Genomic DNA, 16,868 nt, shown 5'->3' on the forward strand with positions numbered 1-16,868 from the left:
GGGCCATCGACCTGCGCCGCATCGGCAACGCCGAGCGCTTCCTCGCAGCGGCGCTCGGTCACTTCGGCGGTTGAGCTCGAAAGAAACTCAACAGCTAACGGTGAAAGCGCCTTTTTTATCGCCCGTCGCCGTCAAATTTCAAATTGACAACAAGTTCGACTGTTCCTACACTTGCTCCACTGATTCCCACTTCGGTGAATCGGACCAAACGTAATACATCAAGGAACCCGATGAACAATACCCTGCGCTCGACCGCGGTGATGGCCTTGCTCGCCTCCGCTTTCATGTCCGCAACAGCATCTGCCGGTGACACCTACGTAGGACTGAACGTCACAAGCGGTGGCGAAGCCTACGCGGACTTCGCTGTCGCGAAACACGTTGAAAACTACAATACGCCCCGTTCGTTCAAACTGTATGGCGGCACGGCCCTCAGCGAGCGCTACAGCTTCGAACTTGGCTACGGTCACTTCGGCACCATGAAGATCGCTGATCCCACGCCCGGCAGCGATGCGGCAGTGCGTATTTCCGCTTCGACGTGGTACGCGGCCGGCAAAGCGAGCCTGCCCTTGGGGGACTCCTTGAATGTATTTGGCAAGCTGGGGATCGCGGCGAACAGGTTTTCGGCCGAGAGCAACCGTCTCGTGTCAGGCGTCAACTCCTTCGTGCGGCCCATGTTCGGTGTCGGTGCCGACTATCGGATCACCGATCGCGTCGCCGGCGTGTTCGAATACAATCGCTACGGCAAATCTGGCAACTTCACGCAGCAGAAGCTGGAACTTGGATTGAAATACTCGTTCTAGATCGTTTGCCCTCTCGGGTGTCCCATGTAACCCCAGCCCCCCAACGGCTCCACGGCTGCCGCAAGCGACAGGCCAGCATCATTCTGCGATCAATATCGTGATGTTGGAGCAGGGGGGCCTTGTTAAGATTGACGTGCTCTACACAAGCACGCTGATACCAGGTCACGCAAGAGGCGCCATCGTCGGCGCATCGCTGGCCGGCCTGTTCGTCGTCGAAACGCTGTTGCTCGAGCCGGACTTGTTCGACACCTGCATCGCCATCGACCCCAGCCCGTGGTGGAACCAGGGCGCGCTGGCGCGCCAGATCAGCGCCGCGCCGCCCACGTTCAAGGACAAGGCGCTGTACATCGCCACCAGCGCCGATGTCGACATGGTCGTCGACGGCGCCGCCGCCGCCGGCCGCCGCTCCCGCGTCCCCGCTCAAGCCATGACGTCGATGTTGCGCCCGATGGCGCCGTCGGCCGCCCTGGCGGGCGCGCCACCGTCCGCCGCTGGCGACTGCGCCGCCTGCTTGAGCTGCGCCTTCTGCGCCGCCGCCGCCTGCACCTGCTCGATCTGCATCTGACACGCCTGGATACGTACTTGCAGCAACTCGACGCGCTCCTTCGCGCCCGGGGTGCGATCGGCGCTGGCGTCTTTCATCTCTTTCATCAGCGCGGCCATTTTTCGTTGCAGGCCCGCCAGATCAGCGGGATTGGCACTGGCCCCGCTGGCATTGCCGCTGCCCTCGGCACTGGCCACGGGGCTCAGCGTTACATGAATTGATGTCATCGAAATTCCTCGCTTTCCCTCGTTAGCGGCAGCAAGGAAGAAATCTTGACTGAAAATTATTTTTAGACTGTGCGCAGCCGGTGTCGATGCCGGGCGCGGTGGCGTGCCTTCCGTACCACGCTGCCAGGCCGGCTGTCCCGCCCAGCCCCGTTTCACGCCCCCGAATGCCCGTTCGGTCGCATCGGGCGGGCGCCATGAGGGGCGCGGTTCTACAGTGCTCACATCGATCACAGACCGGAGCGGACAACATGCTGGAATTGCAGAACGTCGTCAAACAATACGGCAAGAACGTCGCCGCCGTCGACGACATCACCTTACGGCTCGACACGGGTGTTGTTGGCCTGATCGGCCACAACGGCGCCGGCAAGACCACGCTCATGCAGATGATCGCCACGCTGACCCGGCCCACGTCCGGGCGCATCGTGTTCGACGGCGTCGACATCCATGCCCGCCCCGACAGCATGCGCGCGCGCCTGGGCTACCTGCCGCAGGACTTCGGCGTCTACCCGAACCTGTCGGCACTGGAATTCATGCAGTACTTCGCCGCCCTCAAGGGCGTGCGCGATCCCGCCCGCATCACCCGCCTGCTCGAACTGGTCAACCTGCACGAGCAGGCGCGTCGCCCCGCCAGCACCTTCTCGGGCGGCATGTTGCGCCGCCTGGGAATCGCCCAGGCGCTGCTCAACGATCCCGCCATCCTCGTCGTCGACGAACCCACCGCCGGCCTCGATCCGGAAGAACGGCTGCGCTTTCGCAACCTGCTGGCCGAACTGGGGCAGAGCAAGCTGGTCATCATCTCCACCCACATCGTGTCGGACGTGGAAAGCATCGCCGACCGCCTGGCGATCCTGCGCAGCGGCCGCCTGGTAGCATGCGACACGCCCGAGGCGATCCTGCGGCGCGCGCGCGGCCACGTCTGGTCGGCCACCGTCGACCATGCCGACTACGCGCGCCTGCGCCCCGGCATGCACATCCTCCACGCGCAGCGCCAGGGCGAGCACATGTTGCTGCGCATCGCCCACCCCAGCGCGCCGTGCGGCGACGCCCGCCTGGTCGAACCGAGCCTGGAAGAAGCGCTGATGGCCCAGAAGTACGCCGTGCAGGAGGCCGCATGAGGCTGCGCGCGGCGTTGCCGCCCCTGTGGACGGTGGCCCTGACGGAACTGCGCTTGCGCCTGCGCCGCCCGGCCACCCTGGTCACGGTGCTGCTGGTGATGGTGCTGGGCTGGATCATGATCAGCGACCCCGCCGGTGGCAGCACCTTGATTGCCTTCAACGGCGCGCGCGTCCGCTACACCAGCGCCGCGCTGGCACTGGGCAGCGCCGGCCAGACCGGCCTGCTGTTCGGCCTGGCCGGGTTTTTCCTGTTGCGGGGACGCGCGGCGCAAGACCTGCGCAGCGGCGTCGCCGGCGTCATCGGCGCCAGCATCGACGGCGGGGCCGTGTTCGTGCTGGGCCGCTGGCTGGGCGGGGTGCTGTACTTGTGCGCGCTGCTGGCCGCCGCCATGTTCACCGTGATCCTCGCCCACGCCGTGCGCGGCGAGGGCCCCGTCGAGGTGCTCGTGTATGTGTTCACGTATGTGCTGGTGTTTACGCCGCTGGTCCTGTTCACCGTCAGCTGCGCCACCTTGTGCGACAACTACGCGCCGCTGATGGGCAAGGGCGGCGACCTGCTGTTCTTCGTCGTCTGGATGGCCCAGCTGGCGCTGCTGCCGCAACTGATGTCCGGCCACGCCGCCCCGCTCGTGTCGCTGCTCGATTTCACGGGCTTGAGCGGGGTGATCATGGCGCTGGCGAGCCAGTTCGACATGGCCCACATGTCGCTGGGCATCGCCGACTTCGACGCCGCCAAGGCGCCGCTGACGCTGGCGCCGTTTCCGTGGACGGGCAAGATGGCGGCGCTGCGGGCCGGCACCGCGGCGCTGGCGCTGCTGCCCCTGCTGCCGGCCGTGCTGTGCTTCCACCGCTACTCGCCCGACCGCGTCAAGCCGGCCCAGGCGCGCTCGCGCCGCTCGCCGCTGGCGCTGGTCAACGGCGCGCTGCGTCCGCTGTCGCGCCTGTGCCAGCCCCTGTTCGCCCTGGCCGCACGCCTGCCCGGCATGGCCGGCCAGGTGCTGGCCGATACCACCCTGACCCTCGCCGCCGCGCCGGCGGCCATCGCCGTGCTGCTGGCCGCCCAGCTGGCCGCGCTGCTGGTGGACGCCCGGGCGCTGGGGCCGCTGCTGCTGGGCTGCGTGGCCTTCTGGGGGGTGCTGGTGAGCGATCTTGCCACCCGCGACAACGATGCCGGCTGCGCCGCCATGGCCGCCGCCGTGCCCGGTGGCGCCGCCCGGCGCTACTGGCGCCAGCTGGCCGCCGGCTATCTGCTGGGACTGATGTTCACGGCGCTGGCGGGCCTGCGCCTGGCGCTGCTGCAACCGCGGCTGGCGCTGGCCCTGGCGACGGGCCTGTTCGCGCTGGCCGCCCTGGCCAGCTTGCTGGGCCGCTGCAGCGGCAGCGCGCGCACGTTTCTGCTGCTGATCCTGGCCTGGTTGTACGTGTGCATCAACGCCGTGCAGCTGCCGTGGGTCGATGCCATCGGCGCCAACGGCGTGGCCACCGGTCTGTCCATCGCGGCCTGGAGCGGCGCCGGCCTGGCCGCTGCGCTGGCCGGCCATGGCTGGAACCGTCGCCGGGCAGGCTAGCCTGCTGGCCCGCCATGCGGGGTCGCCCCGTTCGACCCCGCTGGCCGACCACTGGTCCCCCATCTGGCGCAGCCGGTCTCAGCCTGCCCACCGGCGGGCGCGCGCGCACGTAGCATGGCCGCATGAGCTCCCCCATTCAATTCAAGTCCGGCCAGTTTTACGGCGACCTGCACCACGGCGCGTGCGGCCGCGTGTTCGATATCCGGCGCCTCAACGCCACCCGCAGCGAGGACGAAGTCGCCACCCACCGCCATGACGACGCCCACTTCGTGCTGGTGCTGTCCGGTGTGTATCTTTCCAGCGCGCGCCACGCGCCCGCGCAGGCGTGCGCGCCCACGCTGGTGTTCAATCCCGCCGGCACCACCCACCGCGACCGTTTCCTCGATGGCAAAGGCAGTTTTCTGACGGTGTCGCTCGATCCGGCCGTGCTGCTGGGCGCGCACGAGTTACAGGCGGCCCAGCAGGAAGCGCGCGTGCTGGCCGCCCCGGCCAGCGTGGCCGCCGCATTCAGGATCGCCCGCGAAATGGGCGGCGGCGGTGACGGCGCCGTGCTCGAAGCGGGCGCCTGGGACGTGCTGGCCAGCCTGCACGGCGCCCCCGCCCCCGCCGTGCGCGCGCTGCCCGCCTGGGCCCACCAGGCCTACGACGCCGTGATGGACATGGCCGCCGACAGCCACTTGCGCATCGCCGACCTGGCCGCCACGCTCGGCGTGCACCCGGTGCACCTGGCGCGCGTGTTTCGCCAGGCCTGGGGCTATTCCCCGGGCGACCTTCTGCGCTGGCGCCGCCTCGAGCAAGCCAGTGGCCTGCTGCGCCGTCCGGGTCTGGCCATGGCCGATGTGGCCGCCACGGCCGGTTTCGCCGACCAGAGCCACATGAACCGCGCCTTCCAGTCCCAGTACGGCATGACCCCGGCCAGCTATCGGCGGCGGATGTTTCAAACGTCCAAGACGATGCCCACCCCGGCTGCCTAGACTATGATTTTTCACTGACGGAGAACACCATGTTGCCTCGCCTGCCACGCCGCCTTGCCCGGTTTTTGCCCCGTGTTTTGCCCATCGTCCTGCTCATCGGCGCCAGCACCGGTGCCCGCGCGGGCGACTTCGATGCCATCACCAGCGCCATCGAAGCGGGCACCTACAAGAACATCACCAGCGTCGTGGTGGCGCGCCATGGCAAGCTGGTCTACGAACATTATTTTGACAAGGACGGCGCCGAGGGCCTGCGCAATACGCGCTCCGTCACCAAGACCGTGGCCGGCATGCTCGTTGGCCTGGCGGTCGAGCGCAAGCTGTTGCGCCTGGACAGTCCGGTGCTGCCGTATTTTCCCGAGCTGCGTCCGCTGGCCTTTGCCGACCCCCGCAAGGACCAGATCACGGTCGAGGATTTCCTCACCATGAGCTCGCTGCTCGAGTGCGACGACGACAACCAGCTATCGCGCGGCAACGAGGAGCGCATGTACCTGGTGGAAGACTGGAGCCGGTTCCTGGTCGACCTGCCCATCAAGGGCTTCCCCGAATGGGAGACGCGCCCGGAAAAATCGCCGTACGGGCGCGCCTTCAGCTACTGCACGGCGGGGGTGGCCCTGCTCGGGCCGCTGATCGAGCGCGCCAGCGGCCAGCGCGTGCCAGACTTCGCCGCCGCCAATCTGTTCAAGCCGCTGGGCATCGACAAGGCCAAATGGCAGTTCCAGCCCAAGGGCCCGGCCATGACGGGGGGCGGCTTGCAACTGCGCAGCGTGGACCTGATGAAGCTGGGCCAGCTCTACCTCAATGGCGGGCGCTGGGACGGCAAGCAGGTGATCGCCGCCGACTGGGTCCGGCGCTCGATCGCGCCGCAGGCCAATGCCCGCGAGGGGTTTGACTACGGCTACCTGTGGTGGCTGCAGTCGTTCAAGGTCGACGGGCGCGCCGTCAACAGTTACAGCATGGCGGGCTCGGGCGGCAACAAGGTGTTCGTGCTGCCCGGGCAGGACGCCGTGGTGGTCATCACGACGACCAACTTCCAGGTCCGCGACGCCCATCCCCTCAGCGAAAAATTGCTGACGAACTTGATCTTGCCGCCCCTGATGCGTCCCTGAGTTGCGCTGCGCCCCAACAATGTCGTGTGGGGCGCTTGTGCGTCAACTGGTCAGTGGAATGCCACCGAGCGCTTTCAACTTCGGCTGCACCGACAGAACATGTTCCAGGTCGCTTTTCAAGAACAGCGCACACAGCAGTCCCAGACCCCACACGGGCACCAGCACCAGGCAGAACACGACGACCAAGGCGCTGCGTTTCCAATAGTAGACTTTGCCGTCCGCCAATTTCACGCCGACGATCATCGGTCCCACCAGGTACAAGGTCGTCTGCTGGCCCAGGCCGCGCGCAATGAAGTCGCCCAGGCTGCGCGCGGTCCTGACCTTCTGAATGATCTGGTCGCCAATTTCGATCACATCGTAGTGAACAAAGGCTTTGCCGACACTGGTCTGGGTGGTCGAGCCGCTTCCCAACATTGACAGTGTTCCTGTTACTTCACGCATGGCGGGTTCCTTGATGGTGCTTGTCAGATGCATCGACGCCGGCGTCGTGCTGGCGTCAGGCGATTATTGTTTGACGGTGGGGCCGAACTCGTCGATCAACCAGCGCCCCTCGCTCCGGGTCAAACGCACGTATTGTTTCTCGCCCGGGCACTGGCCCTTAAAATTGATCAGGGAATACCCTTCGACCGTGCTCTGCTCGGGAGTGACGGTGTAGTTGGCGCTGATCGTCTTGTAACCGCCGCATTTCTCCACTTTCACTTTCTGTTCCTTGAATGCGCTTTTCGTCACGTCCGGTTTGTCGAGAAAGCGCGCCTTCAATGTCGGCCCCAGCCGGGACACCGCACCGTCGATGTTTTCCTCCGAAAAATCCGTCAGAAAACCCTTCACGACCTCATCGGGCGTCAGGTCTTTTTTGCTGCAGGCGGCGACGGCCAGGACCATCAATACACATACCGAGAAAACATGTTTCATGCTCATTTTCAATATCATTATACAAAGCCTTGTTCAAATAATCCAGGCGAACTACCGGCCCGGCACCCAGCCGCTGTCGGTCTTGATGAAGCGGATCGACTCGGTATTGTTTTGCGTTCCCACCATCGACTTCACTTCCATCTGCACGTCGCAGCGGTAGGAATGATCGCCATCGCTCTTGCAACCGAGGCTTTTCACCTGCAGGTATTGAATCTTGGCCAGGTCGCCCAGCTGCTTCGCTTCGGCGCCCGTGCCGATCAAGCCGGCCATGGTGGCGTCGGCGGTTTTTTGCAGCGCCGCTTTCATTTCGCTGTCGGTCGGGCCCTTCGCGCAGCCGACGATCAAGCCGGCAAGCGCCAAACACAAAAAGACGTTTTTCATCGATCCATTCCTCATTGGTGCTGACATGGGCGCCCACGGCGCCTGTCCGGCGCGGCGCGGCGTTCGGCCTGGTCGGCCTGCATGCTGCAATGATGCGCGAAGCGGGCGGCCGCAGAGCTCATCCATGTGGATGATATTTGGCGGAAATAGCTATCTTTTAAGGCAAGACTGGCTGTCTAAAAAGACCGGCGCTGGCGGGTGCGCCTGCCACGCCCCCTCAGGCGGGGCTTTTCGGGATCGACGCCAGCATCTGGACCAGCCCTTGCTGGCGGCTTTGCCCCGTTTTGCGCAGCACCGCCCGCAGCTGGGTGCGGGCGGTCGCCACGCTGACGCAGAAGGTATCGGCATAGCCCTTGATCGACATGCCGCCCGTGATCTGGTGGGCCAGCCTGGCTTCGGTGGGCGACAAGCCGAACATGTCGACCAGCTGGCTCGGGGGCGGGGCCGCTTGCCCGTTGCCGCTGCTGATGACCAGCAGCGCCCTTGTGCTGGCGCCTTCGCTGTCGCCGCCGCCGAGCAGCACGGGCGCCGATGCCTGTGCCGTGCGCACAATCGTGATGAACAAGGCCGGCGCCCCCGTCGCCGTGGGCACGGTCAGCGACTTCGGCTTGCCGTCGCCGAGGACCTGCTGGACGATGCCCGCCAGCGCGCCGCCCTCGCGCAACTGCCCGCGCGCAATCTCGCCCTTGAGCTGCGCCCGCAGCAATTGCTCCGACCTGGCATTGGCATACGTGATCTTGCCCTTGGCGTTCAGGCCGATCACGCCATACTGGAGCGCATCGAGCGCCATCTCGCTCTCGAGCGCTTGCGACACGGGCGCGAGCTTGAGCATGGCCCCCATCACCTTGCTCAGATGGGAAATGTAGAGCCCGAAAAAATGCTGCTCCGTTGCCGAGAAATCCGGCCGGCCTTTGCCATGGTTGAAGGCGGCGAAAATGGTCTGCGCTTCGCTGCGATACAGGCACGCCCCGATCACGTAGCGAAAGCCTTGCGGAATGAGGAAGTCCTGGTAGAACTCGTTGGCGCTGACGAATTTTTCATCGTAGAACGCCGAGCACCGGTAGGTCGCGCCGACCGCCGCCGTCTCGATGAATTTGCGCCGTGGATCGATGCGGCTGTAATGGCCCGCGTAGAGGTCGCCAGCGGCGTTCAAGTCCTTGTCCGTGAAGATCCGGATGGTCTCTTTCCCGTCCGGCGTGAAGCCGACGATGTGGCACAGGTCCGAGTGCAAGGCGGTGTTGGCGGTGGCCACCGCGCCGGCCAGTAACTCCGGGCGCAGCATCGACTGGTACAGGTCGCCAACGAGCGTGTCCCACTGTTCGACATCAAAATTCATAGGGCGGCGGCAAGGGTGAAGGGCGCAGGAGGCCAGGAAACGCAACTGCGGACACGCTACGACACTTGCTGCTTTCTTGTCAATTATTTGTTAAATGGCAATGCCACTGCTTGCTCGCCAAGAGGCAGCGCGCAAGGACGCCAATTGTGCGGACCTTGAATTTTTGCTATCTGCTGTAGAGTGAACAGCTTACCGCTACCACCTCCAAAGGATCAGCATGCAAACTCAATTGATAAAGCGCTGTGCCGCCGCCCTGGCACTCACCTGTGCATTCGGCAGCGCAAGTGCGGCAGAACTGAGCATTTCCCTGAAAATGCTGGGTGGAGCGGGCGCCGCGGCCGGCCTGGTGGTGGTCAGCGAAACGCCCTACGGTCTGGTGTTCACGCCCGCCCTGACCGGACTGCCGCCCGGCTTGCATGGTTTCCACGTCCACGAAAACGGCAGTTGCGCCGACGGCGAAAAGGACGGCAAGCTGGTCGCCGGCCTGGCTGCGGGCGGCCACTACGACCCGCGCGGCAGCAAGCAGCATGGCCTGCCTTGGGGCAATGGCCACCTGGGCGATCTGCCCGCGCTGGCGGTGGACGCCGCCGGCAACGCAAGCAACCCGGTGCTGGCGCCGCGCCTGAAAATGGCCGACCTCAAGGGCCGCTCGCTGATGGTCCATGTGGGCGGCGACAACCACGCCGATCATCCGGCCATGTTGGGCGGCGGCGGCGCCCGACTCGTTTGCGGACCCATTCCATAAATACACGCGGCGCCGGCACGGCGGCTGGCGCAGGCTGGCATGGCGGCCGATCTGACAGGGGTGCGCGGCCTTGCGGGCCTTCGCGCGTAAGATAAGCGTTCCATACACATGACTGGAGTTGGAAAATGAGTTTCGATAATTTCTTGTCCCGTTTGAAAAGCAAGGCCAGCGAGCTCAAGACGGAAGCCTTGAAGTACAAGAACAAGGATTTTCTCAACGCCGCCATGGCCGGCTGCGCCCTGATCTCGATGGCCGACGGCAGCGTGAGCGCCGAAGAAAAGCAGAAGATGATCAAGTTCATCGAAAACAATGACGCCCTGTCCGTGTTCACCACCAGCGACGTCATCAAGGCCTTCCAGGACTACGTGGGCCAGCTCGAATTCGACAAGGATATCGGCGAGGCCAAGGCCTACCAGTCGCTGCATAAAATGAAATCAAACACGGAAGCGTCGCGCCTGCTGGTGCGCATGATCATCGCGGTGGCCTCGTCGGACGGCGACTTCGATGCGAAAGAACAGATCGTGGCCGGTAAAATCATCCGCGAATTGGGCATGAGTCCATCGGAATTTGACTTGCAGTAAGCACTCACTGATAACAACAACAACGGCGCCCGCGGGCGCCGTTGTTGTTAATGCGTGCCAACTTAAACGGCTGCCCGCAGCAAAAGCGAGCATGGGCACTATTAATTGCTGCATTGCCTCATAAAAAATGAATTGTGGATATACTTGCGCACATTCCATTGTCCACAATCAAAATTCACATGAAATTCGCTCCCTCCCTGATTTGCGCGGCGACGCTGCTCGCCATGGCGCATGCCCACGCCGCCGAACCTGAACAATATCTGCAACGTTGCGCCGCCCTGGGCGACGCCAGCGCCCGCCTCGGTTGCTACGACGCCCTGGCCAAGGAACTGGTCAAGGCGGAGCAGACCGTCGGCGTGCCCGCCAGCGCCTCGCCGGAGGCGGCCAATGCGGTGGCGGCAGCGATGCCATCGCGGCCCAGCGCCAAGGTGCTGGCGCCGGCCACGCCGATTTCGCGCATGAGCCAGGACTGGGAATTGAACAACGACGCCAACCGCGGCGTGTACGCGGTGCGGCCGTTCCGCGACAATTATCTGTTGCTGGCGAACCAGAGCAATTCGACCAATGACCGCCCTTACCGGGGTTTTGTGGCCGAAGGCTACCAGGCCAAGCACGTCGAGCTGACGTATCAGCTGAGCTTTAAATCGAAGCTGATCGAGGGCATCGCCGGTTCGCCCATCGACCTGTGGGCCGGTTACACCCAGCAGAGTTTCTGGCAGGCGTATGCGCGCAAGTATTCGAGCCCGTTCCGCGAAACGAACTACCAGCCGGAAATCATGGCCGTGCTGCCGATTAACAAGCAGCTCGGTCCCGTCAACATCCGCTTTGTCTCGCTGGGCGCGTCGCACCAGTCGAACGGCCAAGGCCTGACCCTGTCGCGCAGCTGGAACCGCGCCTACGCGGCGCTGGGGCTGGAAAGCGGCGACCTGCAAGTGACCACCCGTGTCTGGAAGCGTCTCGATAACGCCAAGTCGGACAACGACAACCTCGACATCACCGACTTCATGGGCCACGGCGACATGAAAGTGGTTTATTACAACCGCGGCTACGAGTATTCGGCCTTGGTGCGGCGCAATTTCAGCACCGGTCACGGCGCCTTGCAAGTGGGCGTGTCGATTCCCATCGTTACCAACCTGAAGGGTTATGTCCAGGGCTTCACGGGCTACGGCCAGAGCTTGATCGACTATAACTACGCGCAGAAATCGCTGGGCGCCGGGGTACTGCTCGACTTTTAACTTGCCCCGCAGTGCCGCTATCGGCCTGGCCGCGCGATGCTCGCGCGGCCAGGCTTTTTTACGTGCGCGTTGTTGCCGCGCACCACTGCCGCGCTTGAAAGCGCCGATCGCCGCAGGGCGCTATGCTGGGGTGGTGCCGCACGGTCCGTCCCGGATCCGGCCAACCATTCCAGCGAAGCGAGCCCCCATGCGTCACCACGTACTTGGCAAGACCGGATTATTCGTCTCTGAACTGTGCCTCGGCACCATGACCTTCGGCGGTGCCGATGGCATGTGGGGCAAGATCGGCCAGCTCCAGCAGGGCGAAGCGGAAACCCTGATCGGCGCCGCCCTCGACAGCGGCATCAACTTCATCGACACGGCTGACGTCTATGCGGGCGGTGCCTCTGAAACCATCGTCGGCCAGGCCCTGAAAAATCTGCACATTGCCCGCGAAGACGTGGTGATCGCCACGAAGGTGTTCGGTGAAACGGGGCAGGGACCAAACGGGCGCGGCTTGTCGCGCAGCCATATCATCGACGGCGTCAAGGCCAGCCTGCAGCGCATGCAGCTTGACCATATCGACCTGTACCAGGTGCACGGTTTCGATCCCGCCACGCCCATCGAAGAAACCCTGCGCGCGCTCGACACCGTGGTGCAGCATGGCCACGTGCGCTATATCGGCGTGTCGAACTGGGCAGCCTGGCAAATCGCCAAGGCGCTCGGCATCTCCCAGCGCCTGGGCATCGCCAGCTTTCAGTCCTTGCAGGCCTATTACAGCGTGGCGGGGCGCGACCTCGAGCGCGAGCTGATTCCCATGCTGCGCAGCGAGGGCCTCAGTCTCATGGTGTGGAGTCCGCTCGCGGGCGGCCTGTTGAGCGGCAAGTACGGCCGCGATCAGCAGGCCGAAGCGGGCAGCCGCCGCGCCGCCTTCGATTTTCCGCCCGTCGACAAGGAGCGCGGCTGGCAAGCCATCGACGCCATGCGCCCCATCGCCGCCGCGCACGGGGTGTCGGTGGCGCGGGTGGCGCTGGCGTGGTTGCTGCACCAGCCGCAAGTGAGCAGCGTCATCATCGGCGCCAAGCGCCTCGCGCAGTTGCAGGACAATATCGCCGCCACCACCCTGACCCTGAGCGGGGCCGAGCTGGCCGCCATCGACGCCGCGAGTGCGCTACCACCCGAGTATCCGGGCTGGATGTTCGAGCGCCAGGGAGAGTTTCGGCGCGGGCAGCTGGCCGAGGCAGGCGGCGCTCGGTGAAGGGCCTTAGTTCGCGCCCGCCCGCACCCGTCCGAACGCATCGCCGGCCTTCCACGCCGGCATCTTCGGCGCATCGGCCACCCTGCGCCCCAGGTTCAGGGTAAATTGCGCCTGCTGCACCATGCCCGCCATGTCCCAGCCGGGATCGTATTCATCCGACACCTGGTGGTAGCGTTCTTCGCCATAGCGCTTGCGCCGTGCCGTCGAGGCGGCGCCTTCTTCCACATAGTCGCTGCCGCCGCCGACGGAAAAAGCGGGGATGCCCGCCTTGGCGAAAGAAAAATGGTCGCTGCGGAAGTAACCGCCCGATAAATCCGGCTTCGGTGTCGCCACCGTCAGGCCCATTGCCTTGGCCGTGGCTGCGGCGAAGGCGCCCAGCTCCGTGCGTTCGCTGCCGCTGGCGCCCATGTCGCGGGTGCGGCCGACCCAGTTCAAACTGTCCAGGTTGAGGTTGGCGGCGGTCCTGGCGGCCGGCCACAGGGGGGCGACCGCATACGCCGCGCTGCCCAACAAACCTTGTTCTTCGGCGGCCACCCACAGGAACATCTGGCTGCGCCGGGCGGGCGACTTGACCGCTTCCTGCGCCATCGCCAGCAAGGCGGCCGAGCCGGAGGCATTGTCGACGGCGCCGTTATAAATATTGTCGCCGCCCGCGCCCTGCTTGCCCAGGTGGTCCCAGTGAGCGCTGTAGATGACGAGCTCGTCTTTGAGTTTCGGGTCGGTGCCGGGGACGATGCCGGCGACGTTGAACTGCTCGATCAGGCGCACGCTGGCGTTGGCTTCGCCGCGCACGCGGGCGGCCAGCGGCACGGGGGTGAAGTCGCGCGTTTCGGCGGCGCCGCGCAGGCTGTCGAGGTCGTGCCCGGCCGCCTTGAACACGGCGCGCGCGCTCGCTTCCGTCATCCAGCCCTGCATGCCGCTGCCCGGTTCGCCCGCGGCCAGCTGGAAGCGCTCGGCCAGCCAGCTGTTTTGCACCACGCTCCAGCCGTAGGAGGCGGAGGCGTCGGTGTGGATCAGCAGCACCCCGGCGGCGCCGTGGCGGGCCGCTTCCTCGAACTTGTAGGTCCAGCGGCCGTAATAGGTCAGCCCCTTGCCATTGAACCGGTCCGGCTCGGCGGCGGTGGGCAGCGGGTCGTTGACCATCATCACCAGCACCTTGCCGCGCACGTCGACGCCCTTGTAATCGTCCCAGCCCAGTTCCGGGGCGCTGATGCCATAGCCGACAAACACCATCTCGGCGTCCATCAGGTGCTGCGCCCTGGCGTCGCCGGGCGCCCACACCCAGTCGCGCCCGAACACCAGCGCCTGCTGCTTGCCCTTGATGTCGATGCCCACGGCGCTCTCGTCCGGCAGCGCCTTGACGCCGGCGATCTTGACGCTCTGGCGGAAGCTGGCGCCATTGGCCGGCCGCAGTCCGGCCGCCATCGCCTGCGTTTCAAGATACGCCACCGTCAGGTCGCCGCCCCGCTGGCCGGTGCCGCGTCCTTCGAGCAGGTCGCTCGACAGAAATTGCAGGTGGGCGCGCAGGGGTGCTTCCTGGACGGTGGGGCCGGCGGCCGATGCCAGGCCGGCAGAGAGTAAGGCGACGGAAAAGATCAGCTTGCGCATGGATACCTGCAGTGAAAGGATGAATGAATGCCCGTGGCACTCATTGTACCGTTCAGCGAAATACCAGGCGATCCCTGGCGATGGTCGTCGCCGTCATCGGCGTGAACGGCGGCGGCAGGCCGGCCGGGCGCTCTGCCGCCTGAACGGGCAGGCCCGGCGTGCGTTCGAGCACCTCGATGATGGCCTGCTTGTCCGACTCCACGTCGAAGCGGAAATCGAGCGTCTGGCCGCCCATGCCGTACAGGGCCAGCGTGTAGGAGGCGCTGCGTTCGTGCGACAGGGGGCGGCCGTTGACGCTGGTGGCGAAGGCATCGGCGCCGCTCAGCGTCAGATCGATGAACGGTACCGCCGTTTTCGCCGCGAGCGTAAAACGCAGGTGGCGGCGCTGGCCGTCATCGACGTCGCTGACGGTGAGCATGGCCGGAAACGTCACCGCGCTGCGCGGCGCGGGCGCCAGCCACATGGGACTGCTGTTCCAGCCGAAGGCCTCGACCTGCACGCGGGCGCGCGCGCCGGCGGTGGGAAAGAAGCCCCGCGACCACGGATCGAGCGGGCCGTTGGGCATCATCCACCAGCTGCGCCAGGTCGCCGCATCCTTCAGGTACACCATGCGGTTCGGCTGCGGCAGCGGGGCCTGGCCGTAGGGGGCGGCGCTGCCAGCCACCGTGAAGCAGGCCAGGCTGGCCACGCCCAGGCCGCGCACGATGAAGCGGCGCTGGGCCGTGAGCAGCACGCTGGCCATCCCCAGCAGCAGCGCCAGCACGAGCATCGGCAGCTCGCTGCGTTCGGGCGAGGTAATGATGAACACATCGTCCAGCAGGGGGCCGATGATCAGCAGGGCCGGCACGGCGCCGGCGCCCAGGATCAGCGCGCGGCGCAGGCCCGACAGGCGCGTCAACTGCGGCGCATACAGCACGCCGTAGGCGAGCAGGGTGCCGATCAGGGGCCACGCCAGCACGTAACTGGTCTGCGGCATCTGCCAGCTCAGCACCAGCAGCAGCACGGTGGCCGCCAGCAGGGGACCGAGGGCGGCGGCGGCGTGGCCGACGGCGCGCCGGAAGCCCCGCTGCAGCAGCACGAACAGGGCCGTGCCGAGCGCGGCGAAGCCGCCCAGGAACCAGCTGTCGCGCAGGCCGGCACCCACGTTGCGGGCGTCGTAACCGCGGTGCAGCGACGGCAGCAGGTTCCACACCAGCGCCGCCGCCAGCACCAGCACGGCGGCGATGGCCACGAAGCCCAGCGCCGCGTCGACCAACTCGCGCACGCTGACGTCGCCCCGCTGCACCGCCAGGCAGCAGACGATCGCCAGCAGCAGGCAGGCCAGGCGGGTGAAGGCCCACACGCTCTCTGGCGAATAGCTGATCACGCCCGCCAGCGGCAGGTCGAAGTACAGCACCGGCGCCTGCGCCTGGCCGGGCGTGGCCGCCGTCAGCGCGGGACCGTCGCCGAAATGGCGCGCCAGGGCGAACATGGTGGCACCGGCCTGCTCGAGCATGGCCGGCGCCAGCCGGTCGACGGTGTCGCGCGAGCCGATGCCGCTGCCGTTGCCGCCTTCCAGGTTGGCCAGGTGCAGGTGCGCGCTGCCCAGGTTCGCCAGGTCGCCCATGCGCACCCCGGGCAGGTCCTGGTAGAGCCCCTGCAGGGCGGCGCCGCCATGGGCGCGCGGCGCCGCGCTGGCCCAGCCGCGCACGGCGGTGGCGCTGGCCGCGCTGGTGCCACCCACTCCCACCAGCACCGGCGCGCCATCGCTGCCGGCGCTGTCGAAGCGGATCACCAGGCCGATGCGCGGGGCCAGGCGGTGCTGGCCGGCGAAGGCGCGCGCGCCCAGGCCGCCCACGCTGTCGCCGTCGGCGAACAGCACCACCACGTCGTTGGCCATCGGCGCCATCGCCTTCAGCCGGCGCAGCGTTTCCAGCAGCGCCGCCACCGGCGCCGCACTGGCCGCCGCGCCCACGCTGCGCTCGCCCGTGTCGTAGGCGCTCGCCAGCAGCAGGGCGGGGCGGCTGGCGTGGTCGGGCGCGGCGCCGGGGATCAGCACGACGACGTTGTTGACCATGCCCAGCGCCACCTGCAGGTTGCGGCGACGGTCGATGGTGTTTTTTTGCGCCAGCGCCGTCTGCACCTGTGGCGCCAGCCCCAGCGCCGTCAACTGCGCGACGATGTGCGCGCGCGCGACGCCGTTGGCGGCGCTGCCGATGGGGCGCGGCGCCGCCGCCAGCACGGCCACGTCGCGCAGCGCGCGCTCGAGCGAAAACCCGGGCGCGGCCTGGGCTTGCCGGCTGTGCGCCAGGCCCAGGCCGGCGAGGACGGCGACACTGGTGAGCACGGCGGCGGCAAGCAGGCCCGCGCTCCATGTGCGCGGCGTTGACAGGGTACTAAACATGGCGATTCCCGGGTGGTGACAGGTGAAACGATGCGCGATCGCTGAAAAAATGGCCAAAAAAAAACCCCGGCCGGAGGCGGCGGCCGGGGCAAGAAGCAAGAGCTTGCCGGTCCATG

17 protein-coding genes are annotated in these 16,868 nt (G+C 66.3%); 10 read left to right on the forward strand and 7 right to left on the reverse strand.

Annotation, left to right across the window (positions count from 1 at the left end; all coding sequences use genetic code 11):
* The first annotated feature begins 230 nt into the window (after nt 1-230).
* Complete coding sequence (locus ACP7EY_RS22130) at nt 231-800, forward strand: outer membrane beta-barrel protein (protein WP_426197440.1); 570 nt, start codon at nt 231-233, stop codon at nt 798-800.
* 420 nt (nt 801-1,220) lie between these two features.
* Here the strand turns inward: ACP7EY_RS22130 and ACP7EY_RS22135 are convergent, their stop codons facing one another.
* On the reverse strand, nt 1,221-1,463 hold the full coding sequence (locus tag ACP7EY_RS22135) for a hypothetical protein (RefSeq protein WP_426197466.1): 243 nt from the start codon (nt 1,461-1,463) through the stop codon (nt 1,221-1,223).
* Between ACP7EY_RS22135 and ACP7EY_RS22140 the strand changes: the two genes are divergently transcribed.
* The 5 genes from ACP7EY_RS22140 to ACP7EY_RS22160 all read left to right on the forward strand — a co-directional run bounded on the left by ACP7EY_RS22140 (nt 1,383) and on the right by ACP7EY_RS22160 (nt 6,334).
* Complete coding sequence (locus tag ACP7EY_RS22140; RefSeq protein ID WP_426197467.1) at nt 1,383-1,565, forward strand: hypothetical protein; 183 nt, start codon at nt 1,383-1,385, stop codon at nt 1,563-1,565. The two genes, ACP7EY_RS22135 and ACP7EY_RS22140, sit on opposite strands and share 81 nt — an antisense overlap.
* Before the next feature lie 254 nt (nt 1,566-1,819).
* Entirely contained in the window at nt 1,820-2,686 is an 867-nt protein-coding gene (locus ACP7EY_RS22145) for an ABC transporter ATP-binding protein (protein ID WP_426197441.1), read from the forward strand.
* A complete protein-coding gene (locus ACP7EY_RS22150; RefSeq protein WP_426197442.1) occupies nt 2,683-4,254 on the forward strand; it encodes a hypothetical protein in 1,572 nt (523 codons plus the stop codon). Before ACP7EY_RS22145 ends, ACP7EY_RS22150 begins: the two co-directional genes overlap by 4 nt.
* Before the next feature lie 122 nt (nt 4,255-4,376).
* On the forward strand, nt 4,377-5,228 hold the full coding sequence (locus ACP7EY_RS22155; RefSeq protein ID WP_426197443.1) for a helix-turn-helix transcriptional regulator: 852 nt from the start codon (nt 4,377-4,379) through the stop codon (nt 5,226-5,228).
* Between the two features lie 29 nt (nt 5,229-5,257).
* Nucleotides 5,258-6,334 carry a serine hydrolase domain-containing protein gene (locus ACP7EY_RS22160; protein ID WP_426197444.1) on the forward strand — a complete coding sequence of 359 codons (1,077 nt, stop codon included), beginning with the start codon at nt 5,258-5,260 and terminating at the stop codon, nt 6,332-6,334.
* Between the two features lie 42 nt (nt 6,335-6,376).
* Here the strand turns inward: ACP7EY_RS22160 and ACP7EY_RS22165 are convergent, their stop codons facing one another.
* The 4 genes from ACP7EY_RS22165 to ACP7EY_RS22180 form a co-directional block, all read right to left on the reverse strand.
* Complete coding sequence (locus ACP7EY_RS22165; RefSeq protein WP_426197445.1) at nt 6,377-6,775, reverse strand: hypothetical protein; 399 nt, start codon at nt 6,773-6,775, stop codon at nt 6,377-6,379.
* Between the two features lie 63 nt (nt 6,776-6,838).
* Complete coding sequence (locus ACP7EY_RS22170) at nt 6,839-7,252, reverse strand: hypothetical protein (RefSeq protein ID WP_426197446.1); 414 nt, start codon at nt 7,250-7,252, stop codon at nt 6,839-6,841.
* A 45-nt stretch (nt 7,253-7,297) separates the two neighbouring features.
* Nucleotides 7,298-7,627 (reverse strand): hypothetical protein, encoded by a 330-nt coding sequence (locus ACP7EY_RS22175; RefSeq protein WP_426197447.1) that lies wholly within the window; start codon nt 7,625-7,627, stop codon nt 7,298-7,300.
* A 217-nt stretch (nt 7,628-7,844) separates the two neighbouring features.
* The gene (locus tag ACP7EY_RS22180) at nt 7,845-8,963 is read right to left on the reverse strand and encodes a hypothetical protein (protein ID WP_426197448.1); all 1,119 of its coding nucleotides are present in this window, start codon (nt 8,961-8,963) and stop codon (nt 7,845-7,847) included.
* Nucleotides 8,964-9,180: 217 nt separating this feature from the next.
* On the opposite strand from ACP7EY_RS22180, the gene sodC reads away from it, so the two are divergent.
* The 4 genes from sodC to ACP7EY_RS22200 all read left to right on the forward strand — a co-directional run bounded on the left by sodC (nt 9,181) and on the right by ACP7EY_RS22200 (nt 12,761).
* Nucleotides 9,181-9,708: a superoxide dismutase [Cu-Zn] SodC gene (sodC, locus tag ACP7EY_RS22185; protein WP_426197449.1), complete on the forward strand. Its 528-nt coding sequence runs from the start codon at nt 9,181-9,183 to the stop codon at nt 9,706-9,708.
* Between the two features lie 125 nt (nt 9,709-9,833).
* Nucleotides 9,834-10,289 (forward strand): tellurite resistance TerB family protein, encoded by a 456-nt coding sequence (locus ACP7EY_RS22190; protein WP_426197450.1) that lies wholly within the window; start codon nt 9,834-9,836, stop codon nt 10,287-10,289.
* Between the two features lie 179 nt (nt 10,290-10,468).
* The gene (locus ACP7EY_RS22195; protein WP_426197451.1) at nt 10,469-11,524 is read left to right on the forward strand and encodes a phospholipase A; all 1,056 of its coding nucleotides are present in this window, start codon (nt 10,469-10,471) and stop codon (nt 11,522-11,524) included.
* A gap of 187 nt (nt 11,525-11,711) precedes the next feature.
* Nucleotides 11,712-12,761 (forward strand): aldo/keto reductase, encoded by a 1,050-nt coding sequence (locus ACP7EY_RS22200; RefSeq protein ID WP_426197452.1) that lies wholly within the window; start codon nt 11,712-11,714, stop codon nt 12,759-12,761.
* Between the two features lie 6 nt (nt 12,762-12,767).
* On the opposite strand, the gene ACP7EY_RS22205 is transcribed toward ACP7EY_RS22200, so the two are convergent.
* Together ACP7EY_RS22205 and ACP7EY_RS22210 are read right to left on the reverse strand one after the other, a co-directional pair.
* Nucleotides 12,768-14,369 (reverse strand): M28 family peptidase, encoded by a 1,602-nt coding sequence (locus ACP7EY_RS22205; RefSeq protein ID WP_426197453.1) that lies wholly within the window; start codon nt 14,367-14,369, stop codon nt 12,768-12,770.
* Nucleotides 14,370-14,421: 52 nt separating this feature from the next.
* Nucleotides 14,422-16,752, reverse strand: a complete 2,331-nt coding sequence (locus ACP7EY_RS22210) for a M28 family peptidase (protein WP_426197454.1) — start codon at nt 16,750-16,752, stop codon at nt 14,422-14,424.
* Between the last annotated feature and the right edge of the window lie 116 nt (nt 16,753-16,868).

Source organism: Massilia sp. DWR3-1-1, from assembly GCF_049898325.1.
Taxonomy (GTDB): Bacteria; Pseudomonadota; Gammaproteobacteria; order Burkholderiales; family Burkholderiaceae_D; genus JAFCUW01.